Raw genomic sequence first — 16,421 nt, 5'->3', positions numbered from 1 at the left:
TAATTTCAAATTTTTTCCGGTTCAATCTATCTTATTAAGCTGAAGTGTCCGGTCAAGCTAACTTCGCCGTTTTGGATCAGACTAAACCAGTATTCTCCAGCGGGCAAATCTACATTTTCAAACTTACCATTCCACCTGGCATTCTTAGGATCCAACACGGTATATAACTTACCATACCTGCTATAGATTTGCACGACATAATCTGCAGATATTCCATGAATAGTCCAGGTATCATTAACACCATCACCGTTTGGAGTAAAGAAATGATCATATCCAAATATGGATAATTCTTTCGAAATCAAACTGCAAGCCTTGGTATCTCGAACATATACCGTATGATTTCCAGGCGAAACATTACTAAAGATCGAACTTTGCTGAAATTGTCCGGTATCATCTAGCGAATATTCATAGGTTGCATTTCCGGTGATACCAACCTCTACCTCGTATCCATTAGTAAGGTTCCTTATATTCACATCCCGAATGATAGCTGTTTCTATAAAGTTAACTTCGAAGTATCTTGAACTTACACAGGAATTTTGATTTGTAACTTCTACTCTGTAATTTCCTGGTTGAGAAATGTAAATTTTCGAGGATGACTGCGGAAGTTGCTCCTCTTCGTAAAACCATTCAATTGAAAAATCTTCTGAAGCATTCGAGTCCAGACCAGAATCAAGCAACAATTGTTCTTCATTAGCATTGCAAAAACTTAATATTAAGTCTTCTTCAAGCTCAGCCACACCCGCATTTTGAATTGGTAAAACCGCAAAACCTAAGCAAGCTTCCTGGTCAAGAATTTTTACGTATAGCTTTTCCTGTTCTAATTCTGAAAATGAAATATCTGTTAGTATTTCAGATTCCTCATTTAAGGCATTTTCTTTACTAAAGTAAATTTGGAAGTCGGAAGCATTATTATTTTGTTCAATAAGATGATCTCTAAGCTCGTTTATTTGTAACTCAGCATCACCAGATCCTACAGCTGAACAAATTGTGAAAGCGTTCAAAATGGTTTCAGAAGCTATAGTAAGTTTTATCTCTGCGATTTCAGAACATCCAAAACCATCATGAACAGTCCCGTAAACGATTGCCAGACCAGAACTGTAATTTTCAGGGTCGGTGATCTGATTAACTCCGTTTTCAGCATCTGCCCTATTCATGAAAAACTCTTCTACAACCGTTCTCTGACTCGGATTCAAAATTTGGGAAACACTTTCAAGCAAGTTGAAGCGGACAGTTTCAGTATCAGAAAAACCGCAAGCTACAAGTTCCGCAGGACTGTAATCTATTTGAGGATAATATTCTATTATGACATTACCCTGCGCAATGCAGCCTTCCGTAGAAGTTAATTTAATTGAGTATTCACCTGGTGCGGTTACAAGAAGTTGATTCTCTGTCTCATCCTGCAATAGATTACCATCTCTGTACCACTCGACCTGATCTCCAGTTGCTGTAGCCGGCGTAAGTAAAAAACTTTCACCATGACAAATAGCATCATTATTCTGAACCAATCGATCTGGCCCTAGATCTGCACTGGATCGAAAACTTCCGGCTTCCAGGAATACTGCAGAATCATATTTATCATTGAGATCGTCAGCGATTACTAGCTTCACATGGTAGGTTTCACCAGGGATGACATCTGCGACAGCATTCAGAACTTTCGTCTGACCATCGAAAATCGTTTCAGCATCAAAATTAAAGCGATCAAAATAAGCTTCGTTCACGGCCGGACAATTATCAGAGATAAAAGGATGAACGGTCGTATTCAAAATAGGAGTTTGGGTACCCGGAACTACTGCAAGGTTTTCATATGTAATTTCATCTGCCTTTCGAATGAAAAAGGCAAAAGCATCAGAAAAATGACAAGTCACCGAATTATCAAACTGATATTCTTCAGAAGCAAAAAGATAGCGAAAACTAATGCCGGCTACATTAGGCACAAAATCAAATTCTATAACCGTGGCGTTATAGGAGTCGATATTAAGTTCTTCCTCTAACTGACTATCACCATCCCAAGCGGGATGAAAATCATTTGCAAGGTTGGAAGTAGGTTCTGTAATGGTCTTTAGCTTTCCTGTGCTTAGAACCAGTCCAGTACTAATTGGAAATCCTGTTCCTGCTGCATCAAAATATCCATAACTTTTGCTGCCATCTGAAAAATTTGCTCCGGAAACATTGGTCACAACCACCTCTGTAATACAGTCACTTTGAATTAGTACATCTTCAATAAGTTCCTGTGCAGTATATCTATCCTGATCGACCTGAATGCTTTGAGAGAAACTCAGTGCAGGCAGGAACAATAGCAGGATCAATTTTCTCATTAATGTCTTGAACTAAATCTTAATGTCTCTTCTTGAGAACTTTTACAATATCCTCAAGTCCGTAACCTTTGGCTTTGAGCAGGATCATATAGTGAAATAATAGATCTGCACTTTCATTTAGGAAAAGGTCTTCGTCATTATCCTTGGCTTCGATTACCACTTCTACAGCTTCTTCACCAACTTTCTGCGCGATCTTATTGAGCCCTTTATCGAACAATGAAACCACATAACTATTCTCATTTTCCTGTCTGTTTTCCTTAGGTGTCTCACTCAGTTTCTTCCTGCTGGCGATAATACCTTCCAATTCTGACAGGAAACCATATTCTGTTGAGTTTTCCTCAGCCCAGCAAGTGTCGGTTCCTTTATGGCAAACAGGTCCTTCAGGGCGTACTTTGATAAGTAAAGTATCCTTATCACAATCAAGTTTTATAGAAACCAGGTTTAGAAAATTTCCACTTTCCTCACCTTTGGTCCATAGTCTCTGCTTCGTTCTGCTGAAAAAGGTCACTTTTTTGGATTCGTTAGTTTTCAGGTATGCTTCCTCATTCATATACCCAAGCATCAATACCTTTCCAGTATCCTGATCCTGAATGATAGCAGGAACGAGTCCGTCGTTATTTTTATTAAAATCGATATCCATAATATTATATTCTTACCGGAATTCCGGAATTTTTAAGACTGTTTTTTAGATCTGAAATTTCAATTTCTTTAAAGTGAAAAACGCTTGCAGCCAGAGCGGCATCTGCTTTACCTTCCTTAAAGGTATCTTCAAAATGCTGAATATTTCCTGCACCTCCAGAGGCAATGATCGGAATATTCAATTCTTCTGAAAGCTTAGCAAGCGCTTCATTGGCAAAACCATTTTTGGTACCATCGTGATCCATGGAAGTGAACAGGATCTCTCCAGCCCCACGGCTTTCTACTTCCTTAGCCCATTCAAAAAGATCCAGTTCTGTTGGAAACTTTCCTCCAACCAGGTGCACCGTCCATTTGCCATCAATATTTTTAGCATCTATAGCAACCACAACACACTGACTCCCAAATTTGTCTGATAATTGATTAATAAGATCAGGATTCTTTACTGCGGAAGAGTTTATAGACACTTTATCTGCACCATTCTTCAGAAGTATGTCTACATCTTCTACGGAAGAAATTCCGCCACCTACAGTAAATGGAATATTAAGCTGCTCTGCTACATCAAGAACAAGTTTCGCCAGCGTTCTTCTCTTTTCTTCAGTAGCAGAAATATCCAGGAACACCAATTCGTCTGCGCCTTTTTCAGCATAAGCAGCGGCCAGTTCTACAGGATCACCAGCATCACGCAAGTCAATAAAATTGACGCCCTTTACCGTTCGGCCATTTTTAATATCCAGACAGGGAATTATTCTTTTTGTAAGCACAGGTCTTAAATTTCAAGGTTTTTGAGTAGTTCTTAGTTAAGTGGTCTACTCCTATTCGTTTTCTAAAATATAATTTTCAAGTTGTTTCAGACTAATACGATTCTCATAGATCGCTTTTCCTATGATCACGCCTTCGCAACCAAGTTCCTGCAACTTTGGAAGTTCATCGAAATGAGATATTCCACCAGAAGCGATCAATTTAATATCTTTAGTTTCGTCCAGAATCTCAGCATAAAGATCAAAAGATGGACCTTCAAGCATTCCGTCCTTGCTAATATCTGTACAGATCACATATTTGATACCTTCGGTTTCGAAGTTCTGAATAAATGGAATCACCTCCTGTTTGGATTCTTCCAGCCAACCTGAAACCGCGATCTTTTTGTTCCTGGCATCTGCTCCAAGAATGATCTTTTCAGCTCCAAATTTGGTAAGCCAGGATCTGAAGATCAGCGGATCTTTTACCGCGATACTCCCGCCTGTGATCTGGTTCGCACCACATTCAAAGGCGATCTCCAGATCTTTATCTGTTTTAAGACCTCCACCAAAATCTACTTTTAAAGAAGTTTTTGAGGCAATGGATTCCAGAATTTTATGATTAACGATATGACTGGATTTAGCTCCATCGAGATCTACCAGGTGAAGATATTTGATGCCATGAGCTTCAAAGGATTTCGCCACTTCCAGAGGATCCTCATTGTATATTTTCTTTGTGTTGTAATCTCCTTTAGAGAGTCTAACACATTTGCCGTCGATAATATCTATCGCAGGGATAATTCGCATACTATAAATTCAAAAAGTTCTTTAATATCTGTTCTCCGGTTTTACTGCTCTTTTCAGGATGGAATTGTACACCGTAAAAATTATTCCTGTTTAAAGCAGTTGAATAATCAACACCGTAATTCGTTCTGGCAATTTCATCGCTGCATTCCGGAACATAATAGCTATGCACCAGGTAAACATATTCTTCTGCACACACATTTTCAAAAAGTTTACCTTCCAGTTCGGTAATGGTATTCCAACCAATTTGAGGCACCTTTAGATCCACATTAAATTTCTTCACTTCAGCATCGAAGATACCTAATCCCGTAGTATTTCCTTCTTCCGAAGATTTACACATCAACTGCATTCCAAGGCAAATTCCAAGTACCGGTTGTTTCAAATTTGGAATAATCTTATCTAAACCAGTGGATCGCAACATTCGCATAGCGCTACCAGCTTCTCCAACCCCAGGAAAAATAACTTTATCAGCATTTTGAATTTCTTCGGAATTACTGGAAAGAACAGCTTCAAAACCCAATCTTTGAACAGCAAATTTTATAGACTGGATATTTCCTGCCCCATAATCGATAATCGCAATTTTCATTATAGCATTCCTTTTGTAGATGGAAGGATCATTTTTTCTGTATCTCGTTTAACCGACATTTTTATCGCTTTGGCAAAGGCTTTAAATATTGCTTCGATCTTATGATGTTCGTTCGATCCTTCAGCTTTGATATTCAAATTAGCTCTGGCACCATCTGTGAAGGATTTAAAGAAGTGAAAGAACATTTCCGTAGGCATTTTACCGATCATTTCACGTTTGAACTCTGCTTCCCAAACCAGCCAGTTTCTACCACCAAAATCAATAGCAACCTGGGCAAGACAATCGTCCATTGGCAAACAGAAGCCATATCGTTCCATTCCGAGCTTATTTCCAAGTGCTTTATTGAACACTTCACCCAGGGCAATGGCTGTATCCTCGATGGTGTGGTGTTCATCCACTTCCAGATCACCCTTTACCTGGATCGTAAGGTCCATTTGTCCATGCCTGGCTAGTTGATCCAGCATATGATCAAAAAAGTCGATACCTGTACTAATATCGCTTTTCCCGGTACCATCCAGGTTTAGATCGATCTTAATATCTGTTTCATTCGTTTTTCTCTCGATTCCGGCTGTACGATCTTTAAGTTTTAAAAATTCATAGGTCTCCTTCCAGGAAGCGGTTTTTAAAGCAATATGTTGACGTACTTCTTCTTCATCCTTCGAAATTTCATCTGCAGCCAGATTTTCATGCGTATCTATAAAGATGCCTTTTCCTCCAAAGTTCATGGCAAATTCCATATCTGTAAGCCTGTCCCCGATCATAAATGATTGCTGAAGATCATATTCTTTATTGTTTAAATATTTCTCTTCTAGAAGGCCGGTATTGGGTTTGCGGGTCTTCGCATTATCTTTTGCAAACGTGCGATCGATCAACTGTTCTGAAAATTTTACGCCTTCACTTTCAAAAGTTCTTATAATAAAATTTTGATAAGGCCAGAAATCTGATTCAGGGAAACTGTCGGTTCCAAGTCCGTCCTGATTGGTGACCATCACCAGTTCATAATCCAGTTCTTTGGCTATTTTATTCAGGTAAGTGATCGCCTGGGGATAAAAAATAAGCTTATCGATACTGTCGATCTGGTAATCTTCAGGTTCGTGGATAAGAGTTCCATCCCGATCTATAAACAATACTTTTTTCATGATTCTAATTCTTTGAAGGCCTTGAGTAAATTCTGATTTTCTAATGCGGTTCCTACCGTAATTCGAAGACAATTTTCGCAAAGTGGCTGCTTGCTTCTATTTCTTACGACAATACCTTTACCGATCAATTCCATATATTTTTGATCTGCATCATCCACCTTTATGAGTAGAAAATTGGCATCTGAAGGGTATATTTTGGAAACATATTTTAGTTGAACTAAGGCTTTAGATAAGCGCTCCCTTTCATTCTTAATATCAATGACTTGCTTTTTTATTTCTGAATAATTCTGAAGACCTCTTAAAGCTCTTTGTTGTGTAAGTTCATTTACATTATATGGAGGCTTGATCCTATTCAGAATTTTAATGATCTTTTCTGAAGCGAATAGCATTCCCAACCTGATCCCTGCCATTCCGAAGGCTTTGGAGAAGGTTTGAGTAATAATAAGGTTTGGATATGTATCAAGCGATTGAGACCATCCTGCAATGTCTGAAAAGTCTATATACGCTTCGTCGATCACAACCAGACCATTAAAGGATTCTAAAAGTTTCTTTACCAGTTCAGCATTGAAAGAATTTCCAGAAGGATTATTTGGAGAGCACAAAAACAATAATTTAGTATTTGCGTCTACAGCTTCCAGGATCGCTTCCACATCAGGTTCAAATTCTGAAGTTAGCAGCACTTCACGATTTTCAACATTATTAATTTCAGAAAGCACCTTGTACATTCCATAAGTTGGTGGCAAGCTTATAACATTATCCGTTCCAGGTTCACAGAATGCCCTGAATATGAGATCCAGAACTTCATCACTCCCATTCCCAAGCAACATTTGTTTTTCAGAAACTTGCTTAATTTCTGAAATTTTGGATTTTAAAAGTATTTGCTGTGGATCTGGATATCGATTCAATCCATTTTCATATGGATTTTCATTCGCATCCAGAAATATCATCGCCTCGCCATCAGTCTTATATTCATCTCTGGCAGATGAATATGGCAGAAGATTTTTCACGTTATCCCTTACGAGATTATTCAGATCGAAATTCATTATTGTTTCAGTGATTTTAATCTTAGAGTTACAGCATTTTTATGAGCCTGTAATCCTTCAGCTTCTGCCATTAATTCAATCGCAGGGCCAATATTCCTAATTCCTTCTTCTGTAACTTTCTGATAAGTGATCTGCTTCATAAAACTATCAAGATTCACCCCGCTATATTGTTTTGCATAACCATTTGTTGGTAATGTGTGATTCGTACCTGAAGCATAATCACCGGCACTTTCCGGAGCATAATTCCCAATAAAAACAGATCCTGCATTCACAATATTTTCCACAAAATAATTCTCATTGGCTGAACATACTATAAAATGCTCTGGTCCATACTCGTTAATTAGATCCAACGCTGTCTCTTCAGTTTCTACCAGAATAAGTTTAGAGTTTTCAATCGCCTGCCGTGCAATGGCCTTTCGAGGCAATTCATTAAGCTGCTTCTCTAGTTCATCTCTTACCATCTCGAGCATTTTTTCTGAAGTGCTTACCATAATCACCTGACTATCCACGCCATGTTCTGCCTGGCTCAATAGATCTGAAGCAACAAAAGCCGGATTCGCTGAATCATCTGCATATACTAGCAGTTCTGATGGTCCAGCAGGCATATCTATCGCTACCTGGTATCTTGTAGCCAGCTGCTTTGCCACAGTAACAAATTGATTCCCTGGCCCGAAGATCTTATAAACTTTGGGTACACTTTCGGTACCAAAGGTCATTGCTCCAATCGCCTGAATTCCACCAATTTTAAAAACCTGTGTTACTCCGCATAATTTCGCTGTATATAAAACTGCAGGGTTTACGTTTCCATTCTTATCTGGCGGTGTACAGAGTACGATCTCCTCGCAACCGGCAATATTTGCTGGAGTTGCCAGCATCAAAATAGTGGAAAATAAAGGTGCTGTTCCTCCTGGAATATAAAGTCCTACTTTCTGTATCGCCTTTTTTTCCTGCCAGCATTTTACTCCATTCATAGTTTCCACAACAACTCTTTCAGTTCTCTGTGCTGCATGAAATATTTCGATGTTCTTTTTAGCCAGTGCTATCGCCTCTTTTAATTCCTGAGAAATTTCATCTGAAGCTGCATTCATTTCAGAAGCCGAAACCTTAAACGTTTCCAAGTCGATTCCGTCGAAAGCTTTAGTATATTTTCTAACTGCTGCATCTCCTGTAAGCCTGATCTCATCAAAAACTTTGTGCACCGTTTGCTCAATGTCGGCAACCGTTTGAGTTGGACGCTTTAAAATTTCGTTCCACTTAGATCTGTCAGGATTGTTGATCGTATTCATCATTGTAAATTAAAGTACCATAGTTTCTATTGGTGCTACCAGAATTCCTTCAGCACCATTACTTTTCAGTTCATCAAGAACTTCCCAAAACCTATCTTCATTGATCACGGTATGGATCGAACTCCATCCCTTCTCTGCCAAAGGTAAAACAGTTGGACTTCTCATCCCGGGAAGCAGGCTAATAATCTTTTCCAATTTATCATCAGGTGCATTCAGAAGAATATACTTTGAAGTTCGCGCGTTCAATACAGATTTTAATCTGAATTGCAGCTTTTCTAGTATCTGCTTACGCTCTTCAGTAATCTTAGGAGAAATCGCTAATACCGCTTCACTTTTCAGCATTACTTCAACTTCCTTGAGTCCGTTTTTAAAAAGTGTACTTCCACTGGACACAATATCGCAAATGGCATCTGCAAGCCCAATATTAGGAGCAATTTCAACAGAACCATTAATGATATGAAGATCGGCAGAGATACCTTTCTCCTGCAAATAGTCTTTAACCGTGTTTGGATAGGAAGTGGCGATTTTGAGTCCGTCAAGATCCTTGATATTGTTGTATTTAAAAAACTTAGGAACCGCGAGGGAAACTTTACATTTAGAGAAACCAAGTTTCTCTCCTCTAATAATATCTTTTCCCTTCTCGATAAGCACATTCTCGCCAATAATGGCAACATCTACCACACTGTCCCTCAAATATTGAGGAATATCACCATTACGCAAATACATCACTTCTAATGGAAAATTTCTCGATGATGCTTTTAGCTGCTCTTTCCCATTATCAATGGAAATACCTGCATCTTTTAAAACCTTGATAGAATCTTCAAAAAGTCTTCCTGACTTCTGTACTGCGATTCTTAATTTTTGCTGACTCATAATTTAGTTAATATTAGGAATAAAAAAACCCGCTTGATTTCTCAAACGGGTTATGATATTATAGTTAGTGTTACAACATATCAAATTTACCTCGCTTGAGCGTGGAGTAAAAAATGATGGTGATGTACATTAAAATTCGTCATTGTGATGCCAAAGCTAAATAAAAATCTGAATTATAAAACCAGTTTTTTAATTTTTAATATTTGTTTATTAATTGTCACCAAGAATAATTGGCATTCCACCTTCACCAGAACCTATAACAATCACCTTGCTATTTGGTGATTTTGCCAGTTCTACGGTAGCCTGAATTCCTTTTTCCTGAAGTACTTTATCTGTAAGTGATTCACTAAGAATAGTGTTCGCACGTGCTTTACCTTCAGCATCAATTCTTTGTCTTTCTGCTTCCTGTTCTGCTTTTGAAAGTCGGAATTCGTACTCAAGCGACTCCTGTTCCTGTCTAAGTTTGCGTTCGATCGCATCTTTGATCGTAGACGGTAAGGAAACATCTCTTACTAAAACCTCATTCACCTGAACATATTGATCTTCCAGAAGTAGGTTTGTTTCGTCGAAGATTTCCTTCTGAATTGCTTCCCGCTTACTGGCATAAAGTTGCTCTGGATTGTAACGTCCTACCACAGCCCTGGTTGCAGATCTTATCGCTGGCTGAAGTAAACGTTGAATGTAAGCCTCTCCTTTTTCCTGGTGTAATTTACCAAGAGCTTCATATTCTGGCTGAAACCATACGGAAGCATCCAGGCTAATTTCCAGACCATTTGAAGATAATACAGTCATTTCTTCATCGATGGATTGTTGACGCACTTCGTAGACAAAGACTTTGTTCCAGGGTGCAACCACATGGAATCCTTCAGAAAGAGGACTTCCTTCAGTTACAACACCACCACCAAATGTTTTGTAAAGAACTCCGGCTTCTCCGGAATCGATAGTTACAGTAGATTTTGCAAGTAAAATTATTACAATGACTAACCCGATAAATAACGGGATACCAATTTTAGGTAATCTTTCCATATAAATTTTTGAACTTAAATTAGACCCTTATATTTTCGGTAAAACCATTCCAGGGCAAGGGCAAATACAACAAGAAATAGCAGGTAGTACCAGTCTATCAAAGGTACGGTTTTTTGTTCGCTTTTCAGAATTGGCCTGTGCCTATCATTCTTCAACAAGTAGTTTTCAAAGTTTTTAAACTGATCTTCGTAAAACATGGTTGAATTATTATTCGATGCCAGGAATTGCATGGCTTCCAGATTTGCTGTTTGCTGTTGCTCTTCCGCATTATAATTGAGCACGTTAAAAGATCCATTCTTTATCAAATTTGTATTTTCAACCTGTAATTTATAAGTGTAATTCCCAGGTGCAAGATTCCCAATCTCTGCCACATACTGCAGGTTCCTGACTACAAGACTGGATTTTAAAACAGGATTTCCCAGACTATCCGAAATACTGAGATTAAGATTAGCTCCGGAATCGAAGCTGTAATTCTCATCGTAATAAGTAGCGCTTATTTCTACAAATTCATTTTCCAGAAATGATTGAGGATGCTCTGCGATCAATCTTTCGTTAGATTTCACAGCGCTTAAATTTTGCACCAGGTCGCCGATAAATGCATTGAACTGCTCGAAATTCTGATATTTTCGAAAACTTGCCGCTCTCCAACGCCAAATATTTTCACCCGTAAGCAAACCGATTTTTGGTTTGGATCTGGAAACGGCAAGAAGCGGACTATCAGTTTCGACTCCCTGAATTTTCTGGTATAACTGTACTGCGTAACGATTAGCTTCGACCTCAGTTTTACCGAATGCGATTTGTAGAGGCGGTAGATCTTCGTATGCCAAATGTTTTGGTTGATAAATGGTGAAATTGTCGTTCTTTAGAGCAAAAACATCTTGTTCCTGATCGATGCTATTTTTAGAGAACCCTAATTGGAGTTCGTTCAGAAATTGCCAGTCGGTTTCGGGTCCTGTAATGAATAACTTACCTGCCTCAAGACCAGAAATTGACTCTAAGGTTTTTTGAAAGTTTCGGTTTACATTGTACAGTACAAATAACTGTATATCAGATATTTCATTATTATTAAAATCAGGAATATATTGAATCTCAACCTTACGTTGTGAGTTCGATTCTATAGCAGTCTTCAAAGCTCCCAGATCTGGATGAGGACCTGGACTTAGAATCAAAATCTTAGAACTTTCGTCTACAATTTCAACGGAGAAGTTTTCGGTGTTGTTTCTGACATTCTTCTCATCTGGTAATTTGCTCAGCCTGGCCGTATAGGTTTTGAGTCCGATACTTTTAGCTTCCAGTTCAGCATTTATTATCAATGATCTATTCTTTTCAGAAAATTCTATATCCTTCTGAAAGATAACTTTTCCAGAGTTCAGGATCTGCAACTTTGTAGTACGTTCATTAGATCCGGAATAGCTCAGGAAAATTTCAACAGGAAATTTATTATGCAGGAAGGCATACCTGTTTACATTGATTCGCTGTATAGCTACATCCTCAAAACTACTTGTGTCGCCTATAATTACAGGTAGTATTTCAGTAGTTCCTGAAGATTTATAATATCGAAAGTCTCTGCCGGTATTTTGATTTCCGTCACTAAGTAAAACAAGTACACCTTTATTATTATTCATTAGCTCTTCAGCCTGTTTTAAAGACTGCTGAATATTGGTGAGGTCTTCACTGAAGTACGAAGTATTATCTGATGTTATAAGTTCCTTTCCGAAGTTGTAATTGATAATTTCGAATTTATTATTTAATTTTTCTGAAGAGAGAATCTTGTTTTGAAAATTCTGAACCACAGAATCCTTCTGAAGAATTTTAATGGACTCTGAAGCATCGGATAATATTACCAGTTTCTCTTTCACCTGAAAGCGTTCAGTATGAGTGATCTTGGGATTAACAAGCAGTAAAAGAATCAGAAATATAGAAAAACTACGAAGTCCGAAAAGTGCATAGTTCCCGGAACTTTTCGTGTTTTTATATAGATTCAGGTAAAAAGAAAACCCCAGAGCTATTAAAAGCGCCAGGGTTATCAATAATATTATTTGAATGTTCATTAATTCACGTTGGTATAGTGAAAATACGAATTATAGACTGATTACAGATTCTGTAAGCCACAAAGCTCGATTAATTTTAAACCTTGGGTTTCATACACTTAATTAGCAGATCTTCTTCTAAAATTTAATTCACTCCATTTAAACGGAATAAATTGCAGAAGAAAGGCCAACCCCACTCCCATCAATGCTCCCGAAAGAGTCTGAAGTAGAGAATCCTGAGGCAACAAATATGTGGCGATTCCAGATAAGACCATCACCGCAAGTCCCTTCCATTGACTCCAATTTAATTTTAGATTCATAAGATTATTCAATTAAGTATGCATTCCGCCATCCACATGGATCACCTGTCCCGTCACGTAAGAACTCAAATCACTACCAAGATACACACATGTATTCGCGATATCTTCAGGCTTTCCACCACGTTTTAAAGGAATAGAATCTCTCCAGCCCTGTACTGTTTTTTCATCAAGCTTTTCGGTCATTTCGGTTTCGATGAAACCTGGAGCTACTACGTTTGTTCTAATATTTCTGGAACCAAGTTCCTGAGCCATCGATTTTGAAAACCCAATGATCCCGGCTTTAGATGCTGCGTAGTTTGATTGTCCGGCATTTCCGGTCACTCCTACTACAGAACTCATATTAATGATACTACCAGAACGTTGCTTAAGCATGGTTCTTTGTACGGCTTTAGTCATGTTAAATATAGACTTCAGGTTAACCTCGATCACCTTGTCAAAATCTGCTTCGCTCATTCGCATCAAAAGGTTATCCTTTGTTATACCAGCATTGTTAATCACGATGTCTATCGACCCAAATTCAGCATTTACATCATCGATCAATTTCTGAGCTTCTTCGAAACTGGCAGCATTAGATTGATAGGCTTTAGCTTTTACACCTTTAGCTTCTAATTCTTTTGCAAGATCTTCAGCAGACTGTGCCGAAGAATTATAGGTGAATGCGACATTGGCTCCATGCTCGGCAAAAACCTGAGCGATTCCTTTTCCAATACCTCTACTACCACCTGTGATGATGGCATTCTTTCCTTGTAGTAATTTCATATAACTTGATCTTGGTTAATTGTCTTTCCAAATATAGCAAAAGCCCAAAGCTTTGCATAAAAAAACCCTTCTTACAGTATAAGAAGGGTTTTAAATTATTTCGGGTTTGCTTATCCTTTTAGAACTTCAGCAACTTTCATCCCTATTTCAGCAGGAGAATCAACCACGTGGATTCCATTCTCTCTTAAGATCTTCTTTTTAGCCTGAGCAGTGTCTTCACTTCCTCCAACGATCGCACCAGCATGTCCCATTGTACGTCCAGCAGGAGCAGTTTCTCCAGCGATAAATCCAACAACTGGCTTTCTGTTACCGTTTTGTTTTACCCACTGTGCAGCATCAGCCTCAAGCTGACCTCCAATTTCACCGATCATTACGATACACTCAGTTTCATCATCGTTCATCAATAATTCTACAGCTTCTTTCGTAGTAGTTCCAATAATTGGATCCCCACCAATACCAATCGCAGTAGTGATACCAAGACCTTGTTTTACAACCTGATCTGCAGCTTCATAGGTAAGCGTACCAGATTTAGATACGATCCCTACTTTTCCTTTTTTGAAAACGAAACCTGGCATGATACCAACTTTAGCTTCTCCCGGAGTGATAACACCTGGACAGTTAGGTCCAATCAATCTACAATCACGGTCTTTAATATAATCTGAAGCCTTTACCATGTCTGCTACAGGTATTCCCTCAGTAATAGTAATAATCACTTTAATTCCAGCATCGGCAGCTTCCATAATGGCATCTGCAGCGAAAGCTGGTGGTACGAAAATGATAGAAACATCTGCTCCAACCTGCTCTACAGCTTCAGAAACTGTATTGAAAACTGGCTTATCAAGATGCTTTTGCCCTCCTTTACCAGGAGTAACTCCACCAACTACATTTGTACCGTATTCTATCATTTGTTCAGCATGGAAAGTACCTTCACTACCGGTAAAACCCTGCACGATTACTTTAGAATCTTTATTGACTAAAACGCTCATAAATGTCTTTTAATTTTGGAACACAAAAGTATGTTTTTAAATATAAAACCTAAAGTCATTTTATAGATTATTGCGATAAAAAACCTTAAAGTTGATATAAAATTAACCTGAAATGAAAAATCCCGATGAGTTTGCATCGGGATTTCTAAAATTATCTACTTCCTATAATCTTCATTAAACCATTTGAATCTCCTGTTTGATTAACAACAATCTTCGTATAGTTATTTGATTCTATAATCTTAGTTGCTTTTTTAGCCGATATCTTTCTGCCGTTATAGAAAAAACTTCCACCCTCTGCATTGATCTCTTTGATTGTCTTTAATGGATCTGGAGCGGCTGGCGGTCCTGGAGGATTTGGCACCGCTTTTTGTTTGTTCTTGTCTCTAACTTTTGACTTGTTCTTTAGCTTCTTATCTTTAATGTCGTTCTCTTCCTTAGCGTAAATGACCTCTAAGGATTCAGCGGCTACTAACTCTTCCTCAACTGTAACATGTTTCCCTGGCTTAGCAGCCTTGTGACTCTTAGGTGGTTTTGGTGGTTTAGGTGCCTTTTGTGGTTTTGCTGATTTAGGCGGTTTTGGTGGCTTGGGAACTTGATGATCTTCACCACGGTGTACTGGAGGTGGCGGTGGAAGAATATCATGACCGCTAACTTTGGACATTCTGCTTTTTCTAAATTCGTTGTTCAATGATTCCATAAACCCAGGCGCAGGGTCGGTCACTTGCATTCTAAAATTATAATTTTTTAACTCCTCGTCTGTTTTCCCTTCGGAAAGTTTATCCAGTTTTTCACTTAACTTATTAGGATTCGTTTTCACACCATTAACTCGAAGCGTGTTGCCTGATACCTGAATACTGAAGAGATTGTCTCTTTGTTCTACAATAGCTGAATTTGAGGTACTATTTGATGATTCTCTGCCTTCTATAGCCCGTACAGCTGGTGGCGGAGGTGGTGGTGGCGTTGCGGCTGTGTCTGGAGTGCTTGGAGCTAGAAACTCAGTTCCCGAATTTCTGGATAACTCAGTTCTGCGATACTCAGCATTAAGTTTTTCAATAAAACCGGTAGTTGAATTAGCGAAGTCTACATAAAAATATGGATTTTTCAACTGCCAGTCGTTCCAGTTCTTTGTAAGCTTATCCAACTCCTCTGCAAAATCATTTAGGGATACAGGCTTGTCATACAAAAGAATATCTTCATTGTTCACTGTGATATAAACCGAATTTTTCTTCTGAAACTCGATCAATTCCGAGTTTTCATCAATTGACTTCGCTACAATTTCTTCATTGAAAGTATAGATACAACCACCAAGAATAGGTGCCAAAAGCAGCATTTTCATACTCAGCCTTCTGGCTGAAAGATTTTTTGTCATCATAAGTATTCGTTTTCTGATTAATGAATGATTGATGGGACTTGCCAGAACATTATGATCCTGTCCCCGGCTGTAACCTAAAAGAAGTTCACTATAATCCTTTAGATTTTGATGCTTTGCAAGTACTTGCTCATCTGCTAGAAACTCATGGTTTAATTTGATGGAATTTTTGATAAATATAAATATAGGATTGAACCAGAAAATCGCATGTACCAATTCAAGAAATAGCAGATCCCAGGAATGTTTTTGATCTACATGCGCTTTTTCATGTGCTATCACCGCTTCTGAAATCTTTGCGTTCTTAAATTCCTTTCTACTGAAAAATATATAATGCAGGAAACTGAAAGGATTGATGGAATTACCAAGCAGTACATAGATATACGGTAATTCTTTTTTAAGCTGACCTGTTCTTATAGTCAACCGCATTTTATTAAGGTTCCATAAAAACCGAAGTAAAAATGCGATAAACCCAATCAAGTAAATTCCTAGCAAAATCTGACTCCCATATTGTT

General features: G+C 38.3%; 15 protein-coding genes. All 15 read right to left on the bottom strand.

The features are described 5' to 3' along the window. Positions 1-26 precede the first annotated feature (26 nt). Positions 27-2,315, bottom strand: a complete 2,289-nt coding sequence (locus tag T8I65_RS07400; RefSeq protein WP_322302741.1) for a choice-of-anchor L domain-containing protein — start codon at positions 2,313-2,315, stop codon at positions 27-29. A 19-nt stretch (positions 2,316-2,334) separates the two neighbouring features. Next, a complete protein-coding gene (gene hisIE, locus T8I65_RS07395) occupies positions 2,335-2,955 on the bottom strand; it encodes a bifunctional phosphoribosyl-AMP cyclohydrolase/phosphoribosyl-ATP diphosphatase HisIE (protein WP_141877657.1) in 621 nt (206 codons plus the stop codon). A gap of 4 nt (positions 2,956-2,959) precedes the next feature. Beyond that, positions 2,960-3,715 carry an imidazole glycerol phosphate synthase subunit HisF gene (gene hisF, locus T8I65_RS07390; RefSeq protein WP_322302740.1) on the bottom strand — a complete coding sequence of 252 codons (756 nt, stop codon included), beginning with the start codon at positions 3,713-3,715 and terminating at the stop codon, positions 2,960-2,962. A gap of 51 nt (positions 3,716-3,766) precedes the next feature. Then, positions 3,767-4,495 (bottom strand): 1-(5-phosphoribosyl)-5-[(5-phosphoribosylamino)methylideneamino]imidazole-4-carboxamide isomerase, encoded by a 729-nt coding sequence (gene hisA, locus T8I65_RS07385; RefSeq protein WP_322302739.1) that lies wholly within the window; start codon positions 4,493-4,495, stop codon positions 3,767-3,769. A 1-nt stretch (position 4,496) separates the two neighbouring features. Continuing rightward, complete coding sequence (gene hisH, locus T8I65_RS07380; RefSeq protein WP_322302738.1) at positions 4,497-5,078, bottom strand: imidazole glycerol phosphate synthase subunit HisH; 582 nt, start codon at positions 5,076-5,078, stop codon at positions 4,497-4,499. Continuing rightward, entirely contained in the window at positions 5,078-6,217 is a 1,140-nt protein-coding gene (hisB, locus tag T8I65_RS07375) for a bifunctional histidinol-phosphatase/imidazoleglycerol-phosphate dehydratase HisB (RefSeq protein WP_322302737.1), read from the bottom strand. The genes hisH and hisB overlap by 1 nt, the downstream gene beginning before the upstream one ends. Further along, complete coding sequence (gene hisC / locus T8I65_RS07370) at positions 6,214-7,260, bottom strand: histidinol-phosphate transaminase (RefSeq protein ID WP_322302736.1); 1,047 nt, start codon at positions 7,258-7,260, stop codon at positions 6,214-6,216. The genes hisB and hisC overlap by 4 nt, the downstream gene beginning before the upstream one ends. Beyond that, entirely contained in the window at positions 7,260-8,546 is a 1,287-nt protein-coding gene (gene hisD / locus T8I65_RS07365) for a histidinol dehydrogenase (RefSeq protein ID WP_322302788.1), read from the bottom strand. The genes hisC and hisD overlap by 1 nt, the downstream gene beginning before the upstream one ends. Positions 8,547-8,555: 9 nt before the next feature. After that, positions 8,556-9,419, bottom strand: coding sequence for an ATP phosphoribosyltransferase (gene hisG, locus T8I65_RS07360; protein ID WP_322302735.1), 864 nt, complete (start codon positions 9,417-9,419; stop codon positions 8,556-8,558). Positions 9,420-9,629: 210 nt separating this feature from the next. Next, positions 9,630-10,445, bottom strand: a complete 816-nt coding sequence (locus T8I65_RS07355) for a prohibitin family protein (protein ID WP_141877650.1) — start codon at positions 10,443-10,445, stop codon at positions 9,630-9,632. Between the two features lie 14 nt (positions 10,446-10,459). Then, on the bottom strand, positions 10,460-12,496 hold the full coding sequence (locus tag T8I65_RS07350; RefSeq protein ID WP_322302734.1) for a hypothetical protein: 2,037 nt from the start codon (positions 12,494-12,496) through the stop codon (positions 10,460-10,462). A gap of 98 nt (positions 12,497-12,594) precedes the next feature. Then, on the bottom strand, positions 12,595-12,795 hold the full coding sequence (locus T8I65_RS07345) for a hypothetical protein (protein WP_322302733.1): 201 nt from the start codon (positions 12,793-12,795) through the stop codon (positions 12,595-12,597). Positions 12,796-12,807: 12 nt separating this feature from the next. Then, positions 12,808-13,554: a 3-oxoacyl-[acyl-carrier-protein] reductase gene (fabG, locus tag T8I65_RS07340; protein WP_026916300.1), complete on the bottom strand. Its 747-nt coding sequence runs from the start codon at positions 13,552-13,554 to the stop codon at positions 12,808-12,810. Between the two features lie 110 nt (positions 13,555-13,664). Further along, positions 13,665-14,540 (bottom strand): succinate--CoA ligase subunit alpha, encoded by an 876-nt coding sequence (gene sucD, locus T8I65_RS07335; protein ID WP_141877647.1) that lies wholly within the window; start codon positions 14,538-14,540, stop codon positions 13,665-13,667. Positions 14,541-14,691: 151 nt separating this feature from the next. After that, positions 14,692-16,335 carry a M56 family metallopeptidase gene (locus tag T8I65_RS07330; protein ID WP_416173214.1) on the bottom strand — a complete coding sequence of 548 codons (1,644 nt, stop codon included), beginning with the start codon at positions 16,333-16,335 and terminating at the stop codon, positions 14,692-14,694. Between the last annotated feature and the right edge of the window lie 86 nt (positions 16,336-16,421).

It is taken from the genome of Christiangramia sp. OXR-203 (assembly GCF_034372165.1).
In the GTDB taxonomy this organism is placed as follows: Bacteria; Bacteroidota; Bacteroidia; order Flavobacteriales; family Flavobacteriaceae; genus Christiangramia.
This window is presented reverse-complemented; position numbering and strand designations above follow the sequence as displayed.